Raw genomic sequence first — 17,167 nt, 5'->3', positions numbered from 1 at the left:
ACTGCGCGCCGTGGACCCCGCGCGGCTCCGGGACGGACCTCAGCGGACCGGGCGCAGCCGTCCGCGCAGGTGCACCAGGCCGCCGGCGTCGGCCGACCCCTGCTCCGCGGCGAGCACGGATCCGACGACGACGTCGTGGTCCCCGGCGCGGTGCACCGACTCGGTCCGGCAGTCGAACCACGCCGCCGCCCCGTCGACCCACACGGCGTCCGAGACGGGCGCCGGCCGGTGCGGCACGCGCGCCAGCTGGTCGATCGCCGGGCGCCCCGGGGACGCGAGCCAGTCGGCGGTATGACCCTGGTCGTCGGCCAGGACGCTCACCGACCAGGTGTCCACGTCGTCGAGCGCGTCCCGGAACCGGGCGTCGGTGTGGACGCAGAACAGGAGCATCGGCGGATCGAGCGACACCGACGTGATCGCGCTGGCCGTCATCGCGTGCAGCGTGCCGCGCCACCGCAGGGTGATGACGGCGACGCCGGCGGGCAGTCGTCCGACCGCCGCGCGGAACACGTCGGGTGCCACGGCCTCGCTCACGGTGCCGCGTCCGGCCCGTCGGGATGGGCCGAGACCTGGTGCGGCCGCGGCGCCCGTGGCCGGTCGTCGAACAGCCTGCCCGGCAGGACGCCCGCCACGATGGTGACGACGATCGACCCCAGCACCCACACCCAGCCGAGCCCCTGGCCGTCGGGCACCAGGACGTCCCCGCCGGGCCCGCGCTGGGACAGGACCTGGACGGACACGACGAGGCCCACCGCGTAGCCGGCGAGCGCGACGAGCCCGGCCCAGGCCCGCACCGTCACGGCGGCGACGAAGGCCAGCGCGAGGCACACGACGACACCCCAGGGCTGGATGCTGCGGTGCATCACGGTGCCCAGGGTTCCGACGACGGTGCCGAGCAGGAGGGACGCGAGGATCGCGCCGGTCGCGCCGGTGGAGAGGCGTTGCACGCGCGTCAGGCTACCGGGCGCACGCCGACGGGCCAGACGACCGGCGCACCGGAGCCGCCCGTCCCGCGACGGTAGGTCTCGGTCGGCAGCACCGGCGCCAGGATGCCGTTGCTCAGGGCGTAGGAGGCCACCAGGGCGTTGTCGCCGTCGACGGCCCGCACCGCCTGCACCTGGGTGGCGTGGGAGCGCAGCGCGTCCAGGACACGGTCGCGGACGGGGAGCACCGCGACCTCCACGTCGATCTCGTCGTCGGGCACGGCCACCGACGGCAGCTCCGCGGTCGGGTCAGGGAGCTCGAGATCGTGGCGCGCAGGGCCGAGGGCGCGCAGGCCGCGTCGGAGGGCGTCGCACCCCTGCACCACCCACAGGACGACGGGCACGGCGTACCCCGGCGAGGCGTCGTCGGACCGGGCGCCCGCGAGCTCGACGGCCCGCTGGGTCACCTGCTGCGTGCGCACGTGGTCCGGGTGCCCGTAGCCGCCGCCGGGCTCGTAGGTGGCGACGACGTCCGGGCGACGCGAGCGGATCACCCGGGCGAGCCGTTCGGCGGCCTCCTCGAGGCCCACCCGGACGAACGCAGCGGGGGGGATCTCGTCGGGACGCCCGGCGCGACCGGCGCCGACCCACGCCATGCCCGAGTCCTCGAAGCGCTGGTCCGCGGTCGGAGGAACCGCGTCCAGGTAGACCCGGTCGCGGACGCCGAGGGCCGCCACGGCACCGTCCAGCTCGTGGTCCCGGTGCTCGGCGAGCGCCGGCCCGTCCCCCTCGAGGTGGGCCAGCCGCTCTCCGATGACCTCTCCGCGCTCGCCGCGCGTGCAGGTCACCAGGGTGACCGGACGACCCGAGGCCGCCCACGCGGCCAGCAGCGCGCCGGTGGTCAGCGACTCGTCGTCGGGGTGCGCGTGCACCGCCAGCAGACCACCGGGCGTGCGGGTCATGCAGGGATCAGGAGCGCTTGGAGCGGGCCGTGATGCGCGCACGCTCGGACTGGTCGAGCACCACCTTGCGGATGCGCACGATGTCCGGCGTCACCTCGACGCACTCGTCCTCGCGGGCGAACTCCAGGGACTCCTCCAGCGTGAGCTTGCGCGGCGGGATGATGTTCTCGAAGTTGTCCGCCGCCGCGGAGCGCATGTTGGTGAGCTTCTTCTCCTTGGTGATGTTGACGTCCATGTCCTCGTTGCGCGAGTTCTCGCCGACGATCTGGCCCTCGTAGACCTCCTGCGTGGCCTCGACGAAGAACGAGCCGCGGTCCTGGAGGTTGATCATGGCGAACGGCGTCACGGCACCGGGGCGGTCGGCGACGAGCGAGCCGTTGACGCGGGTGTCGATCGGACCGGCCCAGGGCTCGTAGCCGTCGGCGATGGACGACGCGATGCCGGTGCCGCGGGTGTCCGTGAGGAACCGCGTGCGGAAGCCGATGAGGCCACGCGCCGGCACCAGGAACTCCATCCGGACCCAGCCGGTGCCGTGGTTCGACATGGTCTCCATGCGGCCCTTGCGCTGCGCGAGCAGCTGGGTCACGGCGCCGAGGTACTCCTCGGGGACGTCGATCGTCATGCGCTCGACGGGCTCGTGCACGTGGCCGTCGACCTTCTTGGTGACCACCTGCGGCTTGCCGACGGTGAGCTCGAAGCCCTCGCGACGCATCTGCTCGACCAGGATGGCGAGCGCGAGCTCCCCGCGGCCCTGGACCTCCCAGGCGTCGGGACGCTCGGTGGGCAGGACGCGGAGCGAGACGTTGCCGACGAGCTCCTTGTCGAGGCGGTCCTTGACCTGGCGGGCGGTGACCTTGCGGCCCTTGCCGCCGCGGCCGGCCAGCGGGGAGGTGTTGATGCCGATCGTCATCGAGATCGCCGGGTCGTCGACCGTGATGAGCGGCAGCGGACGCGGGTCGTCGGGGTCGGTCAGCGTCTCGCCGATGGTGATGTTCTCGATGCCGGCGACGGCGACGATGTCACCGGGGCCCGCGGAGTCCGTGCTGACGCGCTCGAGCGCCTTGGTCTCCAGCAGCTCCGTGATCTTGACGTTCTGCATGGTGCCGTCCGAGCGGGCCCACGCGACGGTCTGCCCCTTGCGGATCGTGCCGTTGAACACCCGCAGCAGCGCGAGGCGGCCGAGGAACGGCGACGCGTCGAGGTTGGTGACGTGCGCCTGGAGCGGCGCGCCCTCGGTGTAGGTGGGTGCGGGGATCCGCTCGAGGATGGTCTTGAACAGCGGCTCGAGGTTCTCCGAGTCCGGCAGGCCGCCGTCGGCGGGCTGGTTCAGCGACGCGCGGCCGGCCTTGGCGGCGGCGAACACGACGGGCACGTCGAGGATCGCGTCGAGGTCCAGGTCCGGGACGTCCTCGTGCAGGTCCGACGCCAGACCCAGCAGCAGGTCGGTGGCCTCGTGGACGACGTCGGTGATCCGGGCGTCGGGGCGGTCCGTCTTGTTCACGACGAGGATCACGGGCAGCTTGGCGACCAGCGCCTTGCGGAGCACGAAGCGCGTCTGCGGCAGCGGGCCCTCGGACGCGTCGACCAGCAGGACGACACCGTCGACCATGGACAGGCCGCGCTCGACCTCACCGCCGAAGTCGGCGTGGCCGGGGGTGTCGATGACGTTGATGGTGATGCCGCCGGGCTCGCCGATCTCCGCCGCCGCGGGACCCGTGTACCGGATCGCCGTGTTCTTGGCGAGGATCGTGATGCCCTTCTCGCGCTCCAGGTCGCCGGAGTCCATCGCGCGCTCGTCCACGTGGGCGTGGCTGCCGAACGAGCCGGACTGCCACAGCATCGCGTCGACCAGCGTCGTCTTGCCGTGGTCGACGTGCGCGACGATGGCGACGTTGCGCAGGTCGTTGCGCACGCTCGTGCCGGCAGACGACGTGTGCGCTGCCGGCGCAGTCGTGGGCTCAGACATGGGGGAACTCATCTCAGAAGGTGGGGAGCGCGCCGGGTCGTCGGCCGCGCCGATCGATTCTACCCGTACACCCGTCCGGCCGCGTCAGAAGGTGACCAGACCCACGTCAGTCGCCGGCGCGCGCCCACGCCCACCAGGACGTCAGATCCGCACGACCGAGCGCCAACGGCTCGATGTCGGGCGCGACCGGCGTGCTGCCCGCGGTCGCCGCGGCGGACGCCCGGGAGGCGACGACGACCGGCTGCCGGACCAGCGAGAGCACCGCCCCACCGGCGTCCAGGCTCGTCGCGACGGCGGCCAGCTGGTCGTCGACGGCCGTGGGGTCGAGGGCCTGCGCGAGGGTGGTGGTCGCCGCGTCCGTCGCGGCATCGGTCCAGCCCGTGACGTTCGTCGCGCCGCCCGTCCGCCACCGTGCGACCACCGAGTCGACCGGCAGGTCGGCCTGGGGCACCGGCACCAGGGCTGCGTCCCAGGCGGTGGGGGCGCCCGCGAGGTCTGGGCCCAGCCCGACCACCGGGGTGTACGGCTCGACCTCGAACCCGACGTCCGACGCCGAGGCGGTGATCAGCGCGAGCATCGTGGCGCGGAGCGGGTCGGTGGTGTTGGCCAGGACGTGCACCGTCACGGGCGCGGTCACCCCGGCCTCCGCGAGCAGCCGGCGCGCCCCCGCGATGTCCGCCGGACCGCTGGGCGCCACGTCACCCCCGGCGTCCGGGCCCACCGTCGGGAGCACCGCCCCCGCCACGACCGCCTCCGGCCACAGCGGGGCGACGACGGTGGCGACGAGGGCGTCCCGCGGGACGGTGAGCAGGAACGCCCGGCGCACGGCCGACGCGACCGCTGCGTCCCCTGCGTAGGTGGCGGGATCGAACGCTCCCCCGCCGGCGGACTGGAGCTGGAGCTGGAGCGTGCTGTCGCCACCCGTGCGCACCCGCGCACCGGCCACCTCCGCCAGCGCGTCGAGGACGTCGGTCGTGTCCGTCGGCGTCACCACGTCGACCGCCCCGGCGGCCAGCGCCTCGACCTCCGCCAGCGGGTCCAGGTCGCTGCGGACCACGACGCGCTCGTACCGTGCCGCATCGTCGCCCTGGTACTCGTCGTTGCGGACCAGCTCGACGCGCTCCCCCGGGACGATGACGTCGACCGCGTAGGGCCCCGTCGAGACGGCCTGGTCGACGTGCTGTGCGAGGGTGTCGGCGTCGAAGCCCGCGCGCCAGGTCTTCGAGATCGAGCTCAGCGCGACCTTGTCCTCCTGGGCGATCGCCGTCGACACCGCCGCGGCAGCCGCCGCCGGGTCCTCCACGCCGAGCGCGGTCTGCCCGACCACGTGCGCCGGGAGGTTGACGTCGAGCGCCACCTGCCAGTCGGCCACCGGGGTCGCGTAGGTCAGGGTGAGCGTCGCGCCCTCGACGGCGGGCAGCTGCTGCGCCTGCACGAGAGCGGGTGACGCCGCCGCGAACGCCACGCCGGCGTCCAGCTCGTCGTTGTTCACCACACCGCCCTGGGCGTCGAGCTCGGGCGTCACGTCGTCGAGCTGGCCGCTGCGCGCCGCCCACTCGAGGAGCAGGTCGGCCGGGGTGACGGCGGTGCCGTCGGACCAGGTCGCCGCCGGGTCGATGGTGTACCGCACGGTCAGGGGTGCGTCGCTGACCTTCTCGACCGTGCCGAAGCTCTCGTCGACGACCGCGGCACCGTCCTCGTCGAGCGAGACGAACCCCGCCTGCACGAGGGAGCGCACCAGGGTGCTGCCGGGGCCGCGACCCTCGGCGGTGCCCCCGTTCAGGGACGTGAACGGCGCTGCCACGGCGACCACGACCGTGTCCGTGCGCGTCGGCTCCGGCGCCTCCGAGGTGCACGCGGCGACCATCACCAGCGCCACCACGGCCCCTGACACTGCCAGCCACCTACGCCGCACCACGACCTCCGCTCCGGACGAAACCACCCATGCGAGCGATATCGGTCGATCACACCCGCAACTGAACTCTGTCGGACATCTCGTCCACGTCGCGGACGCCACGCGGGCCCGGTCGGATCGCTCCGACCGGGCCCGCGGGGGGACGTCTCTGCTCCGGCGTCAGGACCGGTCGAGCAGCAGGGCGCGCAGCTCGCGACGCTCGCGCTGCTTCTCCGGGTCCGGCAGCGGCACCGCGGCGATGAGCCGTTGCGTGTACGCCTCCTGCGGGTTGCGCAGGATCGCGTCGCGCGTGCCCTGCTCGACGATCACGCCGCGCCGCATGACGGCGATCCGGTCGGCCAGCACGTCGACGACCGCGAGGTCGTGCGTGACGAACAGGCAGGCGAACTTCAGGCGCGCCTGGAGGTCCTGGAGCAGCTCGAGCACGGTGGCCTGCACCGACACGTCCAGGGCGGACGTCGGCTCGTCGGCGACGAGGAGCTCCGGGGAGAGCGAGATGGCGCGCGCGATGCCGACGCGCTGCTTCTGCCCGCCGGACAGCTCGTGCGGGTAGCGGTTGCGGTAGCTGCGCGGCAGCTGGACCTGGTCGAGCAGCTCCTCGATCCGCTTCTGGAGCGCGTCGCCCTTGGCCAGCCCCGCCAGGTACATCGGCTCGCCGATGCTCTCACCGACGGGCAGCCGCGGGTTCAGCGACGACGACGGGTCCTGGAAGACCATGCCGACCTTGCGCCGCAGCGACCGGAGCTTCTTGGAGTCCCGCTTGGTCAGCTCGACGCCGGCCACCGTGAGGGTGCCCTCGACCACGGGCAGCAGGCCCACGGCCGCGCGCCCGATGGTGGTCTTGCCGGAGCCCGACTCGCCGACCAGGCCGACGACCTCGCCGGGCCGGATGATCAGGTTGGCGCCCTCGACCGCGCGGAACGCGGGGATGCGGCCCTGCTTCGGGTACTCGATGGCCACGTCGACCAGCTCGAGGATCGGGGTGGTCCCCTCGACCTCGGTCGCGCGCCGCGCCCGCTCGGAGACCTCCAGCGCCCTCTTGTTCGCCGCCTCGCGCCGCGCGAGCTCCTCCGAGTCCACCGCGATGGCGTCCTCGTTGCCGGTCGCCGCGGCCAGTGCGGCCGTGAGGTCGATCTCCTCGCCCGTCGAGTCCGCGGCACCGAGGTGCGGGACGGCCGCGAGCAGCTCCTGGGTGTACGGGTGCTGCGGGTTGGTGAAGATCTCGGTCGCGGTGCCCGTCTCGACGATCAGGCCGCGACGCATGACGGCGATGCGGTCGGACAGGTCCGCGACCACGCCCATGTCGTGCGTGATGAGGATGACCGCCGAGTGCAGGTGGTCGCGCAGGTTGCGCATCAGGTCGAGGATCTCGGCCTGCACCGTGACGTCGAGCGCGGTCGTCGGCTCGTCGGCGATGAGCAGCACCGGGTCGTTGGACAGCGACTGCGCGATCATCGCGCGCTGCCGCTGGCCGCCCGAGAGCTGGTGCGGGTAGGAGTTGAACGCCTTGACCGGGTCGGGCAGCTCCACCATGGTCAGCAGCTCGAGCGCCCGGTCCCGGGCCTGCGTCGGCGACATCATGTTGTGCAGCCGCAGGGCCTCGATGATCTGCGCGCCGATCGTGTAGACCGGGTTCAGCGCCGTCATCGGCTCCTGGAAGATCATGGCGATGTCGTTGCCGCGGATCTCCCGCACCTTCGACGACGACATGTCGCTCATCTCCTGGCCCATCAGCTTGATGGAGCCCGTGATGCGCGCGTTCTTGGGCAGCAGGCCGAGCAGGGCCATCGAGCTGACGGACTTGCCCGAGCCCGACTCCCCCACGATGGCGAGGACCTCGCCGGCGTGGACGTCGTAGCTCACGTCGATCGCCGCGGGGATCCACTTCTTGTCCACGGCGAAGTCGACGGACAGGTCCTTGACCTGGAGGACGGGTGCGTCCTGGGAGGTCGTATCGGTCATCGTGTGACTCCTGAGATCATGCGGGCATGCGTGCCGACGGTGGCGGCCTGTCGTACAGGCCGCGCAGCAGATATGTGTCCACGATCGCCGCCTGGGTGGTGATCGCGGGGCTGACGGCCGCGCGGGGCTTCGAGGACGGGACGATCGCCGTGCTGCGGGCGCTGCCGCTCGCGCTCGCGCTCGGCCTGCTGGCGTGGCTGGTGTTCTGGCACCCGCGCGTCGACGTCACCGACGAGGGCGTGACGATGGTCAACCCTCTGCGCACCGTCACGGTGCCGTGGGCCGCGCTCATCGACGTCGACACCCAGTACTCGCTGACCCTGGTGACCCCGACCGGGCGCTACCGCGCGTGGGCGGCGCCGGGCCCGGGCCGCCACCAGGTGCTCACCGCCGGGAAGGACGAGCTGGCGGGAACGTCCCGCCGGGCCCGCGACTCGCGCGGCGCCGTCGCCATCGGCGAGCTGCGCAGCGCCCCGTCCGGCTACGTGGCCGCCCTCGTGCGCCACCGCTGGGAGCAGCTGGTCGAGAGCGAGGAGCTGGCCCTCGGTGTCGCGGACGACACCCCGGTGGTCACCCGCTGGAACCGCGTGGCGATCGTGCTGCTGGCCCTGGCGCTGCTCGGTGTGGTGGTCGTGGCGCTGACCTGACGTCACCGCCGGCCCTCGCCGTCGTCGTTGTCCTCGCCCATGTCCGCCGGCCGGTCGAGCGACTCGTACAGCCCGCCGGCCGCGATGGTGGTCGAGCCACCGCTGGTGAGGTGGTCCGGCGCCCTGGTGCCCGGGTACAGGTCGGGACGCTCGCGCGTCTCCTTGACCCGGCGCAGCGCGAGCTTCTTCTGACGGGGGTCGAACGCGTCGCGCAGGCCGTCGCCGATGAAGTTGATGGTCAGGCAGATGATCACGATGAAGATGCCGGGCCACCAGAACAACCACGGCCGAGTCGCGAAGGCCGCCTGGTTGGCGCTGATGAGCGAACCGAGCGAGACGTCCGGGGACTTCACCCCGAGGCCCACGTAGCTGAGCGCCGTCTCCGTGAGGATGGCGGCCGACATGAGCAGCGTGGTGTTCACCGTGATGACGCCGACGGCGTTCGGCAGGATGTGCTTGAAGATGATCCGGCTGTTCGACGCACCGGCGAGGCGCGCGGCGTCGACGAACTCCCGCTCGCGCAGGGTGAGGAAGTCACCGCGCACCAGACGCGCCATGCCCGTCCACGACACCAGGCCGAGGAACACGGCCAGGGCGAGGACGCTGCGCGCCGCGTTGGCCACGACGGCCGCTGCGATGAGCGCCGGGATGATGATGATCATGTCCGTGAACCGCATGAGCACGGCCTCGGTCTTGCCACGGAAGAAGCCCGCGCTCGACCCGATGAGCACGCCGACGAGGGCGGCGATCGCCCCCACGAGCACCATGATCACCATCGAGATCTGCGTGCCGCGCATGGTCATCGCGAACAGGTCGCGACCGACCCGGTCCTGCCCGAACGGGTGATCCCCCAGCGAGAACGGGAACACCTGGAGAGTCGGCCGGCCCCCGTCCACCAGAGGCGGCGTCTGGAGGTAGCTGTACTTCCACCAGCCGGGGATCGGGCCCACGCCGATGGCCGAGACGGCCAGGACGAGCACCCCGAGCAGCACGACGATGCTGACGACGGCGCCGGTGTGGCCGAAGAACCGCTTGAGGACGATGCGTCCCTGGCTGAGGCCCTTGACGTCCTCGCCGCTCTCGGGCGCGGTCGGGTTCGGCGGGACGTCCGCCGTGTTCTCCAGGATGGCGGTCATGCCTTCACCCTCACTCGCGGGTCGAGGGCCGAGTACGTGAGGTCGGCCAGCAGGTTGAACACGACCGCGGTGATGCCGGTCACCAGGAACACGCCCATGACCGGGTTCGGATCGATGTTGTGCAGGCCGGTGAGGAACAGCTGGCCCATGCCCTTGAACGAGAACACGTTCTCGGTGATGACCGCGCCGCCGATGAGGCCGCCGATGTCGATGGCGACGATGGTGGCGAGCGGGATCATCGCGTTGCGGAACGCGTGCCGCGTGACCACGACGCGCTCGGACAGACCCTTGGCCCGCGCCGTGCGGACGTAGTCCTGGCCCATCACCTCGAGCATCGACGCACGCGAGTAGCGCGTGTACGACGCCAGCGAGATGAGGATCAGCGCGATCGTCGGCAGGATCAGGTGGGTGTACTTGTCCAGCCCCGTGATCCAGAAGTCACCGTTGAGGTTAGGGGTCTCGGCGCCGATCGTGGCGATGGGCCGGTTGCGGATGCGCGGGTTGGACATGTAGTCCGGCCAGGACTGCATGAACCGGTCCAGCAGGATGAGGATCGCGACCGCGAAGCTGGTGAGACCGGCGGCCTTCATCGACTGGCCCCGGTCGTAGCCGCCCATGAGGTAGCCCACGAGCACGCCCACGCCGATGGCCAGCACCCCGAGGCCGATGATCAGCCACAGGTTCGCGTCGTCCAGCAGCGGCTGGATGGCGAAGTACGCGACGATGCCGATGCCGACCGCGATGAGGCTGGAGTACAGCGCCTTGCGGTTCTGGAGGCCGGCGAACAGGACCGTGAAGCCGTAGGCGGCCGCGATCCCCGTGACGGTGATGATGATGACGCCGAGCGACGGGGTGGTGAACCAGCGCGTCACCGACAGGTAGTACAGGACCACCGCGGTGACCAGGAACGCGACCCCGAAGGTCAGCAGCCGGCGCTTGAGCGTCCCGGCGATGATCACGGTCCACACGAAGCCGACCACCAGCGAGATCACCAGCACCGTGGTGTTCGCGATGAAGGGATCTCGAAGGAAGTCGTTGAAGCCGATGGCCCCGAACTCCTTGAGCAGCACCGCGACCCAGAACACCGGGAGCGAGAAGAAGAGGAACGTGATGAAGGTGACCGAGTAGTCCAGGGTGCTGTACTGCCGCAGCGCCGTGATCACGCCGATCGTCACGCCGAGCAGGATCGCCAGCAGCGCTGCCGTCGTCACCAGCTGGAGCGTCGTCGGGATGGCGGCCGACAGAGCATCCGTGACCGGCTGGTTCTGGAGCGTCACGCCCAGGTCGCACTGCCCACCGAAGGGGATCACGCACTTGACGGCGCCGCTCAGCCAGATGAAGTAGCGGAGCGCGGGCGGCACGTCGAGGTGCAGCAGCTCCGTGCGGCGGGCGATGAGATCGCCCTTGCTCGGTGAGTTGCTCGACCGGATCTCGGCCAGCGGGTCGCCCGAGTAGGCGATGAGCATGTAGACGATGAACGACGCGCCCAGCAGGATCAGCAGGGACGCGAGCAACCGTCGAAGGATGTAGGTGGTCATCGTTTCTCAGGTGTCGGTGTCGGGGCGGCACGCCGAACCGCGTGCCGGGAACAGTCAAGCGTAAATCAGTCGCCGCCCGTGCACGTCCAGGGTCCCCGTCGTCCCTGATCAGCGTGCTGTGGGCGGACCCGAAGGTGCCGGGCCCCCGCGAGGCGGGCGACCCGGCACCTTCGGTCGTTCAGGCGACTGTCACACAGTCGTCCGGTGAGGCGCTACTGCGGCCAGGGTCAGCCGTCGTTGACGCTCCAGTTCCAGACGTTCCACCAGACACCGTTCTGGTTGGGGTTGTACGCGTCGATGCCCTCGACCCGGTCAGCGACCGCGTCGACGCCCACGCTCTGGAAGAACGGCAGGCCGTAGTCGGCGGCGAAGATCTTCTGGTCGATCTCCTGCTGCAGCTTCGTCTGCTCGTCGACGTCCGTCGTGGTGATGAGCTGGCTCATGAGCTCGTCGGCGGCCGGGTCGGTGAACAGGTTGAAGTTGGACGCAGCACCGGTGCCGAAGATCTGCGGCACGCCGCTGACGCCGACACCCGAGTTGATCCAGCCGAAGATCGACGCGTCGTACGAGCCGTCGCCGAGGCGCGAGCCCCACTTGGCGTCGCCCTGGTCGTCGATGATGAAGCCGGCCTCGGAGGCGGACTGCTGGATCAGCGTGAACGCGTCAACGCGGTTCGGGTTGTTGACGTTGTAGAGGATGCGCACCGTCGGCGTGGCGCCGGCGAGGAGCTCCTTGGCACCCGCGATGTCGGGCTCGGCGAAGTCGGCCGAACCGTTGTTCGCGACCGAGTCGGCGTAGCCGTCCTGGGCCGGCACGAACAGCTGGGAGTCGAGGACCTTGGCCTCGGGGTCCAGCGGCGTGATGATCGCGTCGAGGATCGCCTGGCGGGGGATCGTCTTGAGGAACGCCTTGCGGACGTTCTGGTCGGCGAAGACACCCGAGAAGTTCAGGTCGATGTGGTCGTACGCGAGCTGGTTGCCCTTGTGGACCTCGACACCGTCGAGACCCTCGAGCGCGGCGAGCGTGTCGGCGTTGGCCTGCGGCGAGATGATGTCGACCTCACCGTTCTGGAGCGCCTGCACCATGGCGGACGGGTCCGCGATGGTGCGCACGGTGATCTCGTCCAGCTTCGGTCCGAAGTCGCCCTCGTACTTGTCGTTGGCGACGAGCGTGACCGACTGGCCCTCGACGACGTCCGAGACGATGTACGGGCCGCTCGACAGGTACAGCGACGGGTCGCTGGGCAGGGTCCGGGAGTCGAACGCGGTGTTGTAGAAGTCCGCGACGGCCTTCAGGGCCGGGTCGGTGGGGACCGGGGCCGCCGCGTCGCCGCGGGGCTTGTCCTTCAGCAGGTCGATGAGCGCCTGGCCGTCGGCGAGGCCGCCACCCTTGGCGACGACGTGGGCCGGACGGTCGAGACCGAACGCGACCTCCCAGTCGGAGAACGGCTTGGAGTAGGTCAGCGTGATGCTGCGGTTGTCGTCACCGATCTCGGGGAACTCGGTGAGGCTCAGGCCCTCCGTGGAGCCGGCGTAGCTGAAGTAGCTGGTGCCGGTCGTGGGGTTGCCCTCCTCGTCCGGGGCGCCGCCGTCGTCGTAGAAGCCGGAGTAGACGGCCCACGCGAGGATGAGGTCGTCAGCGTCGATCGGCTCACCGTCGGACCAGGTCTCGCCCTCGTTGACGGTGTACTTGACCGTCAGCGGGTCGTCGCTCAACTTCTCGATCGTGCCGAACGACTCGTCGCGCTGGACCTTGAGGTCACCGTCGATGTAGTAGAAGTTCGAGTTCGTCGCGAGCGAGACCTTCGAGTTGATGTCCGTGTTGCCGTTGGCCGTCGAGGAGTTGAACGAGAAGAACTCGTTCGTCTCGGCGACGACAAGGTTGCCGCCCGTCGTCGCGGCAGCCGACTCCGACGGAGACGCGGTGTCCGTCGGGGTGTTGGAGCACGCTGTGAGCACCAGGGCGCCGGCTGCGAGGACCGCGGCCGCGGCGCTGATTCGCCTGATCTTCAATGTTCCTCCTGGGAAGGGGTGGACGCTGACCTGCGCGCCTCACCCGTGCGATGCCGCTGCGGGGTGGGGCGGTCCGGCGTGGAGCGCGTCCGCCGTGAGTTGAGAGACAAGGTAAGTCACGGCGGCTCGGACATATCGGCCTGGTGTGAGCCTGACGCCGGATCGTTACCTGATTGATACTGGCCAGTACCGTCCAGTATGCGAGATGTCGACTGGCGGAAACATCACCGTAACGTGTCCGTTCTCGGGGCCGGAGGGGTGGTGTGACTCCGGCGGCGGCGCGTCCGGCGCGCTGGTCTGCTATAGGGGCGCGTCAGCCAGCGCGACCGACCTCACCTGCTGCGACGTGGGTCACAGTCGGCCGCCGGTCGGCGACACTCGTCGGATGGACCTCACCTCCGCCGTCCGCCGACTCGGCCGCACACGGTGGTTCGCGCACGCGGGACGGGCGACCTCCGGCCTCGACCGCCGGCTCCAGAAGGCGTCGCGCGGACGCTGGAGCACCCTCGGGCGGCCGAGCCTCCCCCAGCTGATCCTCACGACCACCGGCCGACGGTCCGGGGAAAGCCGGGAGGCCGTGCTGCTGTACGCCGTCGACGGCGACGGATGGGTGCTCATCGGGTCCAACTGGGGGCAGGAGCACCACCCGGCCTGGTCCGGCAACCTGCTGGCGGACCCACGGGCGACGGTCACGATCGCGGGCGTCACCACACCGGTCGTGGCTACCCTGGCCGACGACGACGAGCGCGCCCGGCTGCTGCCCGCCCTCCTCGCGGTCTGGCCGGCGTACGAGACCTACGCCGCCCGCTCCGGCCGCGAGCTGCGGGTGTTCCGTCTGGCACCGGCGTGACCGTCCCGCTCGTCCTGCCGACCCTCCTGGGCGACGCCGTCCGGCTGCGCGCGTTCACCACCGCCGACCTGCCGACGATCCGGGAGGCGGCGACCGACCCGCACATCCCGCTGATCACGTCGGTCCCCGCGCGCGGCGACGACGACGCCTGCCTGGCCTTCCTCGCACGGCAGTCCGACCGGACGGCCACCGGCGCCGGCTACGCCTTCGCGATCGCCGAGATCGCGTCGGACCGCGCGGTCGGTCACGCCTACCTCGGGCTGCGGGACCTCGACCTCGGTCGCGCGACCGTCGGCTACTGGGTCGTCGCCTCCCAGCGCGGCCGCGGGTTCGCCGCGGACGCGGTCCGCACCCTGGTGCGGTGGGCGCCGGCCGTGCAGGGCGTCACGCGGCTCGAGCTCTATGTCGAGCCCTGGAACGTGGCGTCGGCCCGCACGGCTGAGCGCGCGGGGTTCGTGCAGGAGGGGATGCTGCGGTCGTGGGAGACGGTCGGCGACGAGCGCCGGGACATGGAGATGTACGCCCTCGTCCTCGATCAGGACTGACGCGAGCGCTGCCGGTAGGCGCGGGCCTTCATCACGTCGCCGCACTCGGTCATCGAGCACCAGCGTCCGGAGCGGTTGCGTGAGCCGTCGTAGTAGACCCACTGGCAGTCGGGGTTCGCGCACGCCTTGAGGCGGGTCCACTCCCCTGACGCGTGCGCGCGGTGCACCTCGCTGAGCAGACCCGCGACGACGCCGTCGCCGCCCGCGGGCTCGAGGGCCGCCCCGCCGCCGAAGCTGACGACGAGCGGATGGGCGGCCGCGAGCGCGTCGAGCCCCGTCGCGTCGCCGGAGGACAGGTAGTGGCGCAGGGCGTCGCGGAGCGTCACGAGGCCCACGGGTGCGCCGGTCAGGTGGTCGACGCCGTGGAACCGGTCGTCGGTGTTGAGCAGCGCCCGCACGCGCTCGACCGACCCGGGGGCCACGCCGGGCTCGCTGCCCAGCTGGACCCATCGCAGCAGCTGGTCGGGCACGGGAACCTCCTTGACGTCGTCGACGGCTCGCCACCATAGTCATCACTAGCGTACTGGTTTTACTGGTGACGCACAGGCGATCCGATGATCCGACGCACGAGAGCGAGACGCACGATGACCACCGTCACCAGCACCGAGAAGCTCGGCTGCGACACCTCCGACATGCTCACCATCCACGCGCTGTTCCGGCGCGCGTTCACGGACGTCCCGGTGCTGGTGCGCCGCGTCGACCTGGGCGACACCGACCGGATGCTCCCCGTCGCCGACCACGTGCGCGAGCTCGCCGGCGCCCTGCGCCACCACCACGAGGGCGAGGACCTGCTGCTCTGGGACACCCTCGAGCAGCGGGCACCCTCCTGCGCCCTGCACGTCGGGCTCATGCGCGCCCAGCACGCGGCCACGGCGGCGCAGCTGGACCAGCTCGACGAGCTCATGGACGCCTGGGAGGCCGCCGCAGGTGCCACCGAGCGCGAGGCGGTGGCGACGCTGCTGGACGAGGTCCGCGACACGCTCCTGGCGCACCTCGGCCAGGAGGAGACGCAGATCCTGCCGACCGCCGCGACGGTCATGTCGCAGCGCGAGTGGGGGCTGCTGCACGAGCACGGGATGTCGGCGATCCCCAAGGACCGGCTGTTCCTCCAGCTCGGCTGGATCCTGGAGGTCGTCCCGGGCGACGAGCAGGCGGGCTGGCTCCGCACCAACCTGCCGGCACCGGCGCGCGTGCTGTGGCGGCTGGTCGGGAAGCGCCAGTTCGCCGCGCACCGGGAGCGCATCTACGGCTGAGCCCGTGGCGTCGGTCACGCAGATTTCTCTTGCAGGGCGGATTCGTGCGGCGAATGCTCGGAAGCGCGCAGCCTCGCCGTCCGCGTGACGGACAGCGGCGGGGCGACTTTGTTACCGGCTGGTAACCAGGGGGTGGGCCGCACACGGCCCCGTTCGTCGAACCACCGCAAGGAGATCCACCGTGAAGCGCGCTGCCTCGTTCCTCATCGCCGTCCTGACCTTCACCACACTCGCTGCCTGCTCCGACGCCGGGGAGGATGCGGCCCCGACGTCCTCGGAGTCGTCCTCGTCGGCCCCGGCCACGAGCTCGGCCGCCCCCGTGGAGCCGAACGCCGCGCTCGCGTGCGGCCGCTTCTACAACGGCGGCGCGAGCTCGCTGAACGCTCGTGTGGTCGCGGTCGTCCCGGTCCTCGAGGCCCAGGACGCCGGGACCGCGCCCGACGAGGAGCAGACCGAGGAGCTCGCCGCGATCGCCTCGGCGCTGGGCGACGCGATCACGGTGTCGACCGAGGAGCTTGCCGCCGCGTACACCTCGATCCAGGACCGGGTGCAGGGCGCACTGGATGCAGCGGAGGCCGGTGGCGCGAACGCCGCGACGCTCGACTACCCGACCGTGTCCGCGACCATCGCGAGCGAGTGCTCCGCGGCCGGGTTCCCGGTCAGCTGAGCGGCCGCGCCCCGCTCGCCCTCAACGGCGGGCGACGAACACCAGCTCGCGTCCCGGCCGGTCCGGGGCCTCGCGCACGTCGACCACCGTGAAGCCGGCCGCGGCCAGCGACCGCTCGACGGTCTCGCGGCCGCGGAACCGGAGCGTGGAGTCGGACGTGAGGACCGCCCCGTCGGACGCGAAGACGTAGGACGCGCGGAAGGTCACCAGGTCGCCGACCACCTCGGTCACGTCGACCCAGGTGTCCACGCGCCCGACTCCCTCGACGTCGGTCGACTCGTACGTGTCGTCGCGGGTCCACTCCCGCCACGCCTCGCGCTCGGGGACGCGGGTCTCGAACACCAGGTGACCGCCCGGGGCCAGCGCGTCGCGGACGCCCGCCAGCGTCGACGCCCAGTCGTCGTCGGTCACGAACACCTGCGCGACGTTGCCGGTCATCGTCGCCAGGTCGACCTGCATCGGCGGCAGCGTCGTCGCGTCACCCTCCACCCATCGGACGCCGTCGGCCCCGGGCTTGGCGCGGGCGACGTCGAGCGACGCCACGGCCGGGTCGACGCCGACGACCTCGATCCCGCGCCCGGCGAGCAGCAGCGCGAACGTGCCGGTGCCGCAGCCGACGTCGAGCACGCTGCGGGCACCGAGCTCGTCGACGGTCGCGGCGTACACGTCGAGGTCTGCGCGGTCCGACTCGAGCGGGTCGTACAGCTGCGCGAGGCGGGGGACCTCGAACCCGTCGTCTGCCATACGACGGACGCTAGGTGCGCGGCCCTCGTCGGTCATGGTGTTTTCGC

Annotated in this window: 16 protein-coding genes; 5 read left to right on the top strand and 11 right to left on the bottom strand. The window is 71.5% G+C overall.

Annotation, left to right across the window (positions count from 1 at the left end):
- Positions 1-39: 39 nt before the first annotated feature.
- From ACO06A_RS12910 to ACO06A_RS12885, 6 genes are all read right to left on the bottom strand, one after another.
- Complete coding sequence (locus tag ACO06A_RS12910) at positions 40-534, bottom strand: flavin reductase family protein (RefSeq protein WP_421732633.1); 495 nt, start codon at positions 532-534, stop codon at positions 40-42.
- On the bottom strand, positions 531-947 hold the full coding sequence (locus ACO06A_RS12905) for a hypothetical protein (RefSeq protein ID WP_421732632.1): 417 nt from the start codon (positions 945-947) through the stop codon (positions 531-533). Before ACO06A_RS12905 ends, ACO06A_RS12910 begins: the two co-directional genes overlap by 4 nt.
- A 5-nt stretch (positions 948-952) precedes the next feature.
- On the bottom strand, positions 953-1,885 hold the full coding sequence (gene mshB, locus ACO06A_RS12900) for an N-acetyl-1-D-myo-inositol-2-amino-2-deoxy-alpha-D-glucopyranoside deacetylase (protein WP_421732631.1): 933 nt from the start codon (positions 1,883-1,885) through the stop codon (positions 953-955).
- A 7-nt stretch (positions 1,886-1,892) separates the two neighbouring features.
- Positions 1,893-3,851 (bottom strand): translational GTPase TypA, encoded by a 1,959-nt coding sequence (typA, locus tag ACO06A_RS12895; RefSeq protein ID WP_421732630.1) that lies wholly within the window; start codon positions 3,849-3,851, stop codon positions 1,893-1,895.
- Between the two features lie 106 nt (positions 3,852-3,957).
- Complete coding sequence (locus ACO06A_RS12890) at positions 3,958-5,745, bottom strand: ABC transporter substrate-binding protein (protein ID WP_421732629.1); 1,788 nt, start codon at positions 5,743-5,745, stop codon at positions 3,958-3,960.
- Between the two features lie 180 nt (positions 5,746-5,925).
- Positions 5,926-7,728 carry an ABC transporter ATP-binding protein gene (locus tag ACO06A_RS12885; protein ID WP_421732628.1) on the bottom strand — a complete coding sequence of 601 codons (1,803 nt, stop codon included), beginning with the start codon at positions 7,726-7,728 and terminating at the stop codon, positions 5,926-5,928.
- A gap of 26 nt (positions 7,729-7,754) precedes the next feature.
- Here ACO06A_RS12885 and ACO06A_RS12880 point away from each other — a divergent pair, with 26 nt between their 5' ends.
- Positions 7,755-8,375, top strand: coding sequence for a PH domain-containing protein (locus ACO06A_RS12880; protein WP_421732627.1), 621 nt, complete (start codon positions 7,755-7,757; stop codon positions 8,373-8,375).
- A gap of 2 nt (positions 8,376-8,377) precedes the next feature.
- Here the strand turns inward: ACO06A_RS12880 and ACO06A_RS12875 are convergent, their stop codons facing one another.
- The 3 genes from ACO06A_RS12875 to ACO06A_RS12865 form a co-directional block, all read right to left on the bottom strand.
- Positions 8,378-9,511, bottom strand: coding sequence for an ABC transporter permease (locus ACO06A_RS12875; RefSeq protein WP_421732626.1), 1,134 nt, complete (start codon positions 9,509-9,511; stop codon positions 8,378-8,380).
- The gene (locus tag ACO06A_RS12870) at positions 9,508-11,049 is read right to left on the bottom strand and encodes an ABC transporter permease (protein ID WP_421732625.1); all 1,542 of its coding nucleotides are present in this window, start codon (positions 11,047-11,049) and stop codon (positions 9,508-9,510) included. Before ACO06A_RS12870 ends, ACO06A_RS12875 begins: the two co-directional genes overlap by 4 nt.
- Before the next feature lie 227 nt (positions 11,050-11,276).
- On the bottom strand, positions 11,277-13,061 hold the full coding sequence (locus ACO06A_RS12865) for an ABC transporter family substrate-binding protein (RefSeq protein WP_421732624.1): 1,785 nt from the start codon (positions 13,059-13,061) through the stop codon (positions 11,277-11,279).
- A gap of 385 nt (positions 13,062-13,446) precedes the next feature.
- Here ACO06A_RS12865 and ACO06A_RS12860 point away from each other — a divergent pair, with 385 nt between their 5' ends.
- Together ACO06A_RS12860 and ACO06A_RS12855 are read left to right on the top strand one after the other, a co-directional pair.
- Positions 13,447-13,911, top strand: coding sequence for a nitroreductase family deazaflavin-dependent oxidoreductase (locus ACO06A_RS12860; RefSeq protein WP_421732623.1), 465 nt, complete (start codon positions 13,447-13,449; stop codon positions 13,909-13,911).
- A complete protein-coding gene (locus ACO06A_RS12855) occupies positions 13,908-14,456 on the top strand; it encodes a GNAT family N-acetyltransferase (protein ID WP_421732622.1) in 549 nt (182 codons plus the stop codon). The genes ACO06A_RS12860 and ACO06A_RS12855 overlap by 4 nt, the downstream gene beginning before the upstream one ends.
- Here ACO06A_RS12855 and ACO06A_RS12850 read toward each other — a convergent pair.
- Positions 14,447-14,926 carry a CGNR zinc finger domain-containing protein gene (locus ACO06A_RS12850; protein ID WP_421732621.1) on the bottom strand — a complete coding sequence of 160 codons (480 nt, stop codon included), beginning with the start codon at positions 14,924-14,926 and terminating at the stop codon, positions 14,447-14,449. The genes ACO06A_RS12855 and ACO06A_RS12850 overlap by 10 nt on opposite strands.
- Before the next feature lie 114 nt (positions 14,927-15,040).
- On the opposite strand from ACO06A_RS12850, the gene ACO06A_RS12845 reads away from it, so the two are divergent.
- Positions 15,041-15,709, top strand: a complete 669-nt coding sequence (locus ACO06A_RS12845; protein ID WP_421732619.1) for a hemerythrin domain-containing protein — start codon at positions 15,041-15,043, stop codon at positions 15,707-15,709.
- 181 nt (positions 15,710-15,890) lie between these two features.
- A complete protein-coding gene (locus ACO06A_RS12840; protein WP_421732618.1) occupies positions 15,891-16,376 on the top strand; it encodes a hypothetical protein in 486 nt (161 codons plus the stop codon).
- Between the two features lie 21 nt (positions 16,377-16,397).
- Here the strand turns inward: ACO06A_RS12840 and ACO06A_RS12835 are convergent, their stop codons facing one another.
- Positions 16,398-17,120 carry a class I SAM-dependent methyltransferase gene (locus ACO06A_RS12835; RefSeq protein WP_421732617.1) on the bottom strand — a complete coding sequence of 241 codons (723 nt, stop codon included), beginning with the start codon at positions 17,118-17,120 and terminating at the stop codon, positions 16,398-16,400.
- Between the last annotated feature and the right edge of the window lie 47 nt (positions 17,121-17,167).

Source organism: Cellulomonas sp., assembly GCF_965229465.1.
GTDB lineage: Bacteria > Actinomycetota > Actinomycetes > Actinomycetales > Cellulomonadaceae > Cellulomonas.
This window is presented reverse-complemented; position numbering and strand designations above follow the sequence as displayed.

What these genes read in the sequence shown, in the direction of transcription:
- mshB (WP_421732631.1), bottom strand. Translation starts at nt 1,885, where the DNA reads ATGACCCGCACGCCCGGTGGTCTGCTGGCGGTGCACGCGCACCCCGAC.
- typA (WP_421732630.1), bottom strand. Translation starts at nt 3,851, where the DNA reads ATGTCTGAGCCCACGACTGCGCCGGCAGCGCACACGTCGTCTGCCGGC.
- ACO06A_RS12885 (WP_421732628.1), bottom strand. Translation starts at nt 7,728, where the DNA reads ATGACCGATACGACCTCCCAGGACGCACCCGTCCTCCAGGTCAAGGAC.
- ACO06A_RS12880 (WP_421732627.1), top strand. Translation starts at nt 7,755, where the DNA reads ATGCGTGCCGACGGTGGCGGCCTGTCGTACAGGCCGCGCAGCAGATAT.
- ACO06A_RS12875 (WP_421732626.1), bottom strand. Translation starts at nt 9,511, where the DNA reads ATGACCGCCATCCTGGAGAACACGGCGGACGTCCCGCCGAACCCGACC.
- ACO06A_RS12870 (WP_421732625.1), bottom strand. Translation starts at nt 11,049, where the DNA reads ATGACCACCTACATCCTTCGACGGTTGCTCGCGTCCCTGCTGATCCTG.
- ACO06A_RS12860 (WP_421732623.1), top strand. Translation starts at nt 13,447, where the DNA reads ATGGACCTCACCTCCGCCGTCCGCCGACTCGGCCGCACACGGTGGTTC.
- ACO06A_RS12845 (WP_421732619.1), top strand. Translation starts at nt 15,041, where the DNA reads ATGACCACCGTCACCAGCACCGAGAAGCTCGGCTGCGACACCTCCGAC.
- ACO06A_RS12835 (WP_421732617.1), bottom strand. Translation starts at nt 17,120, where the DNA reads ATGGCAGACGACGGGTTCGAGGTCCCCCGCCTCGCGCAGCTGTACGAC.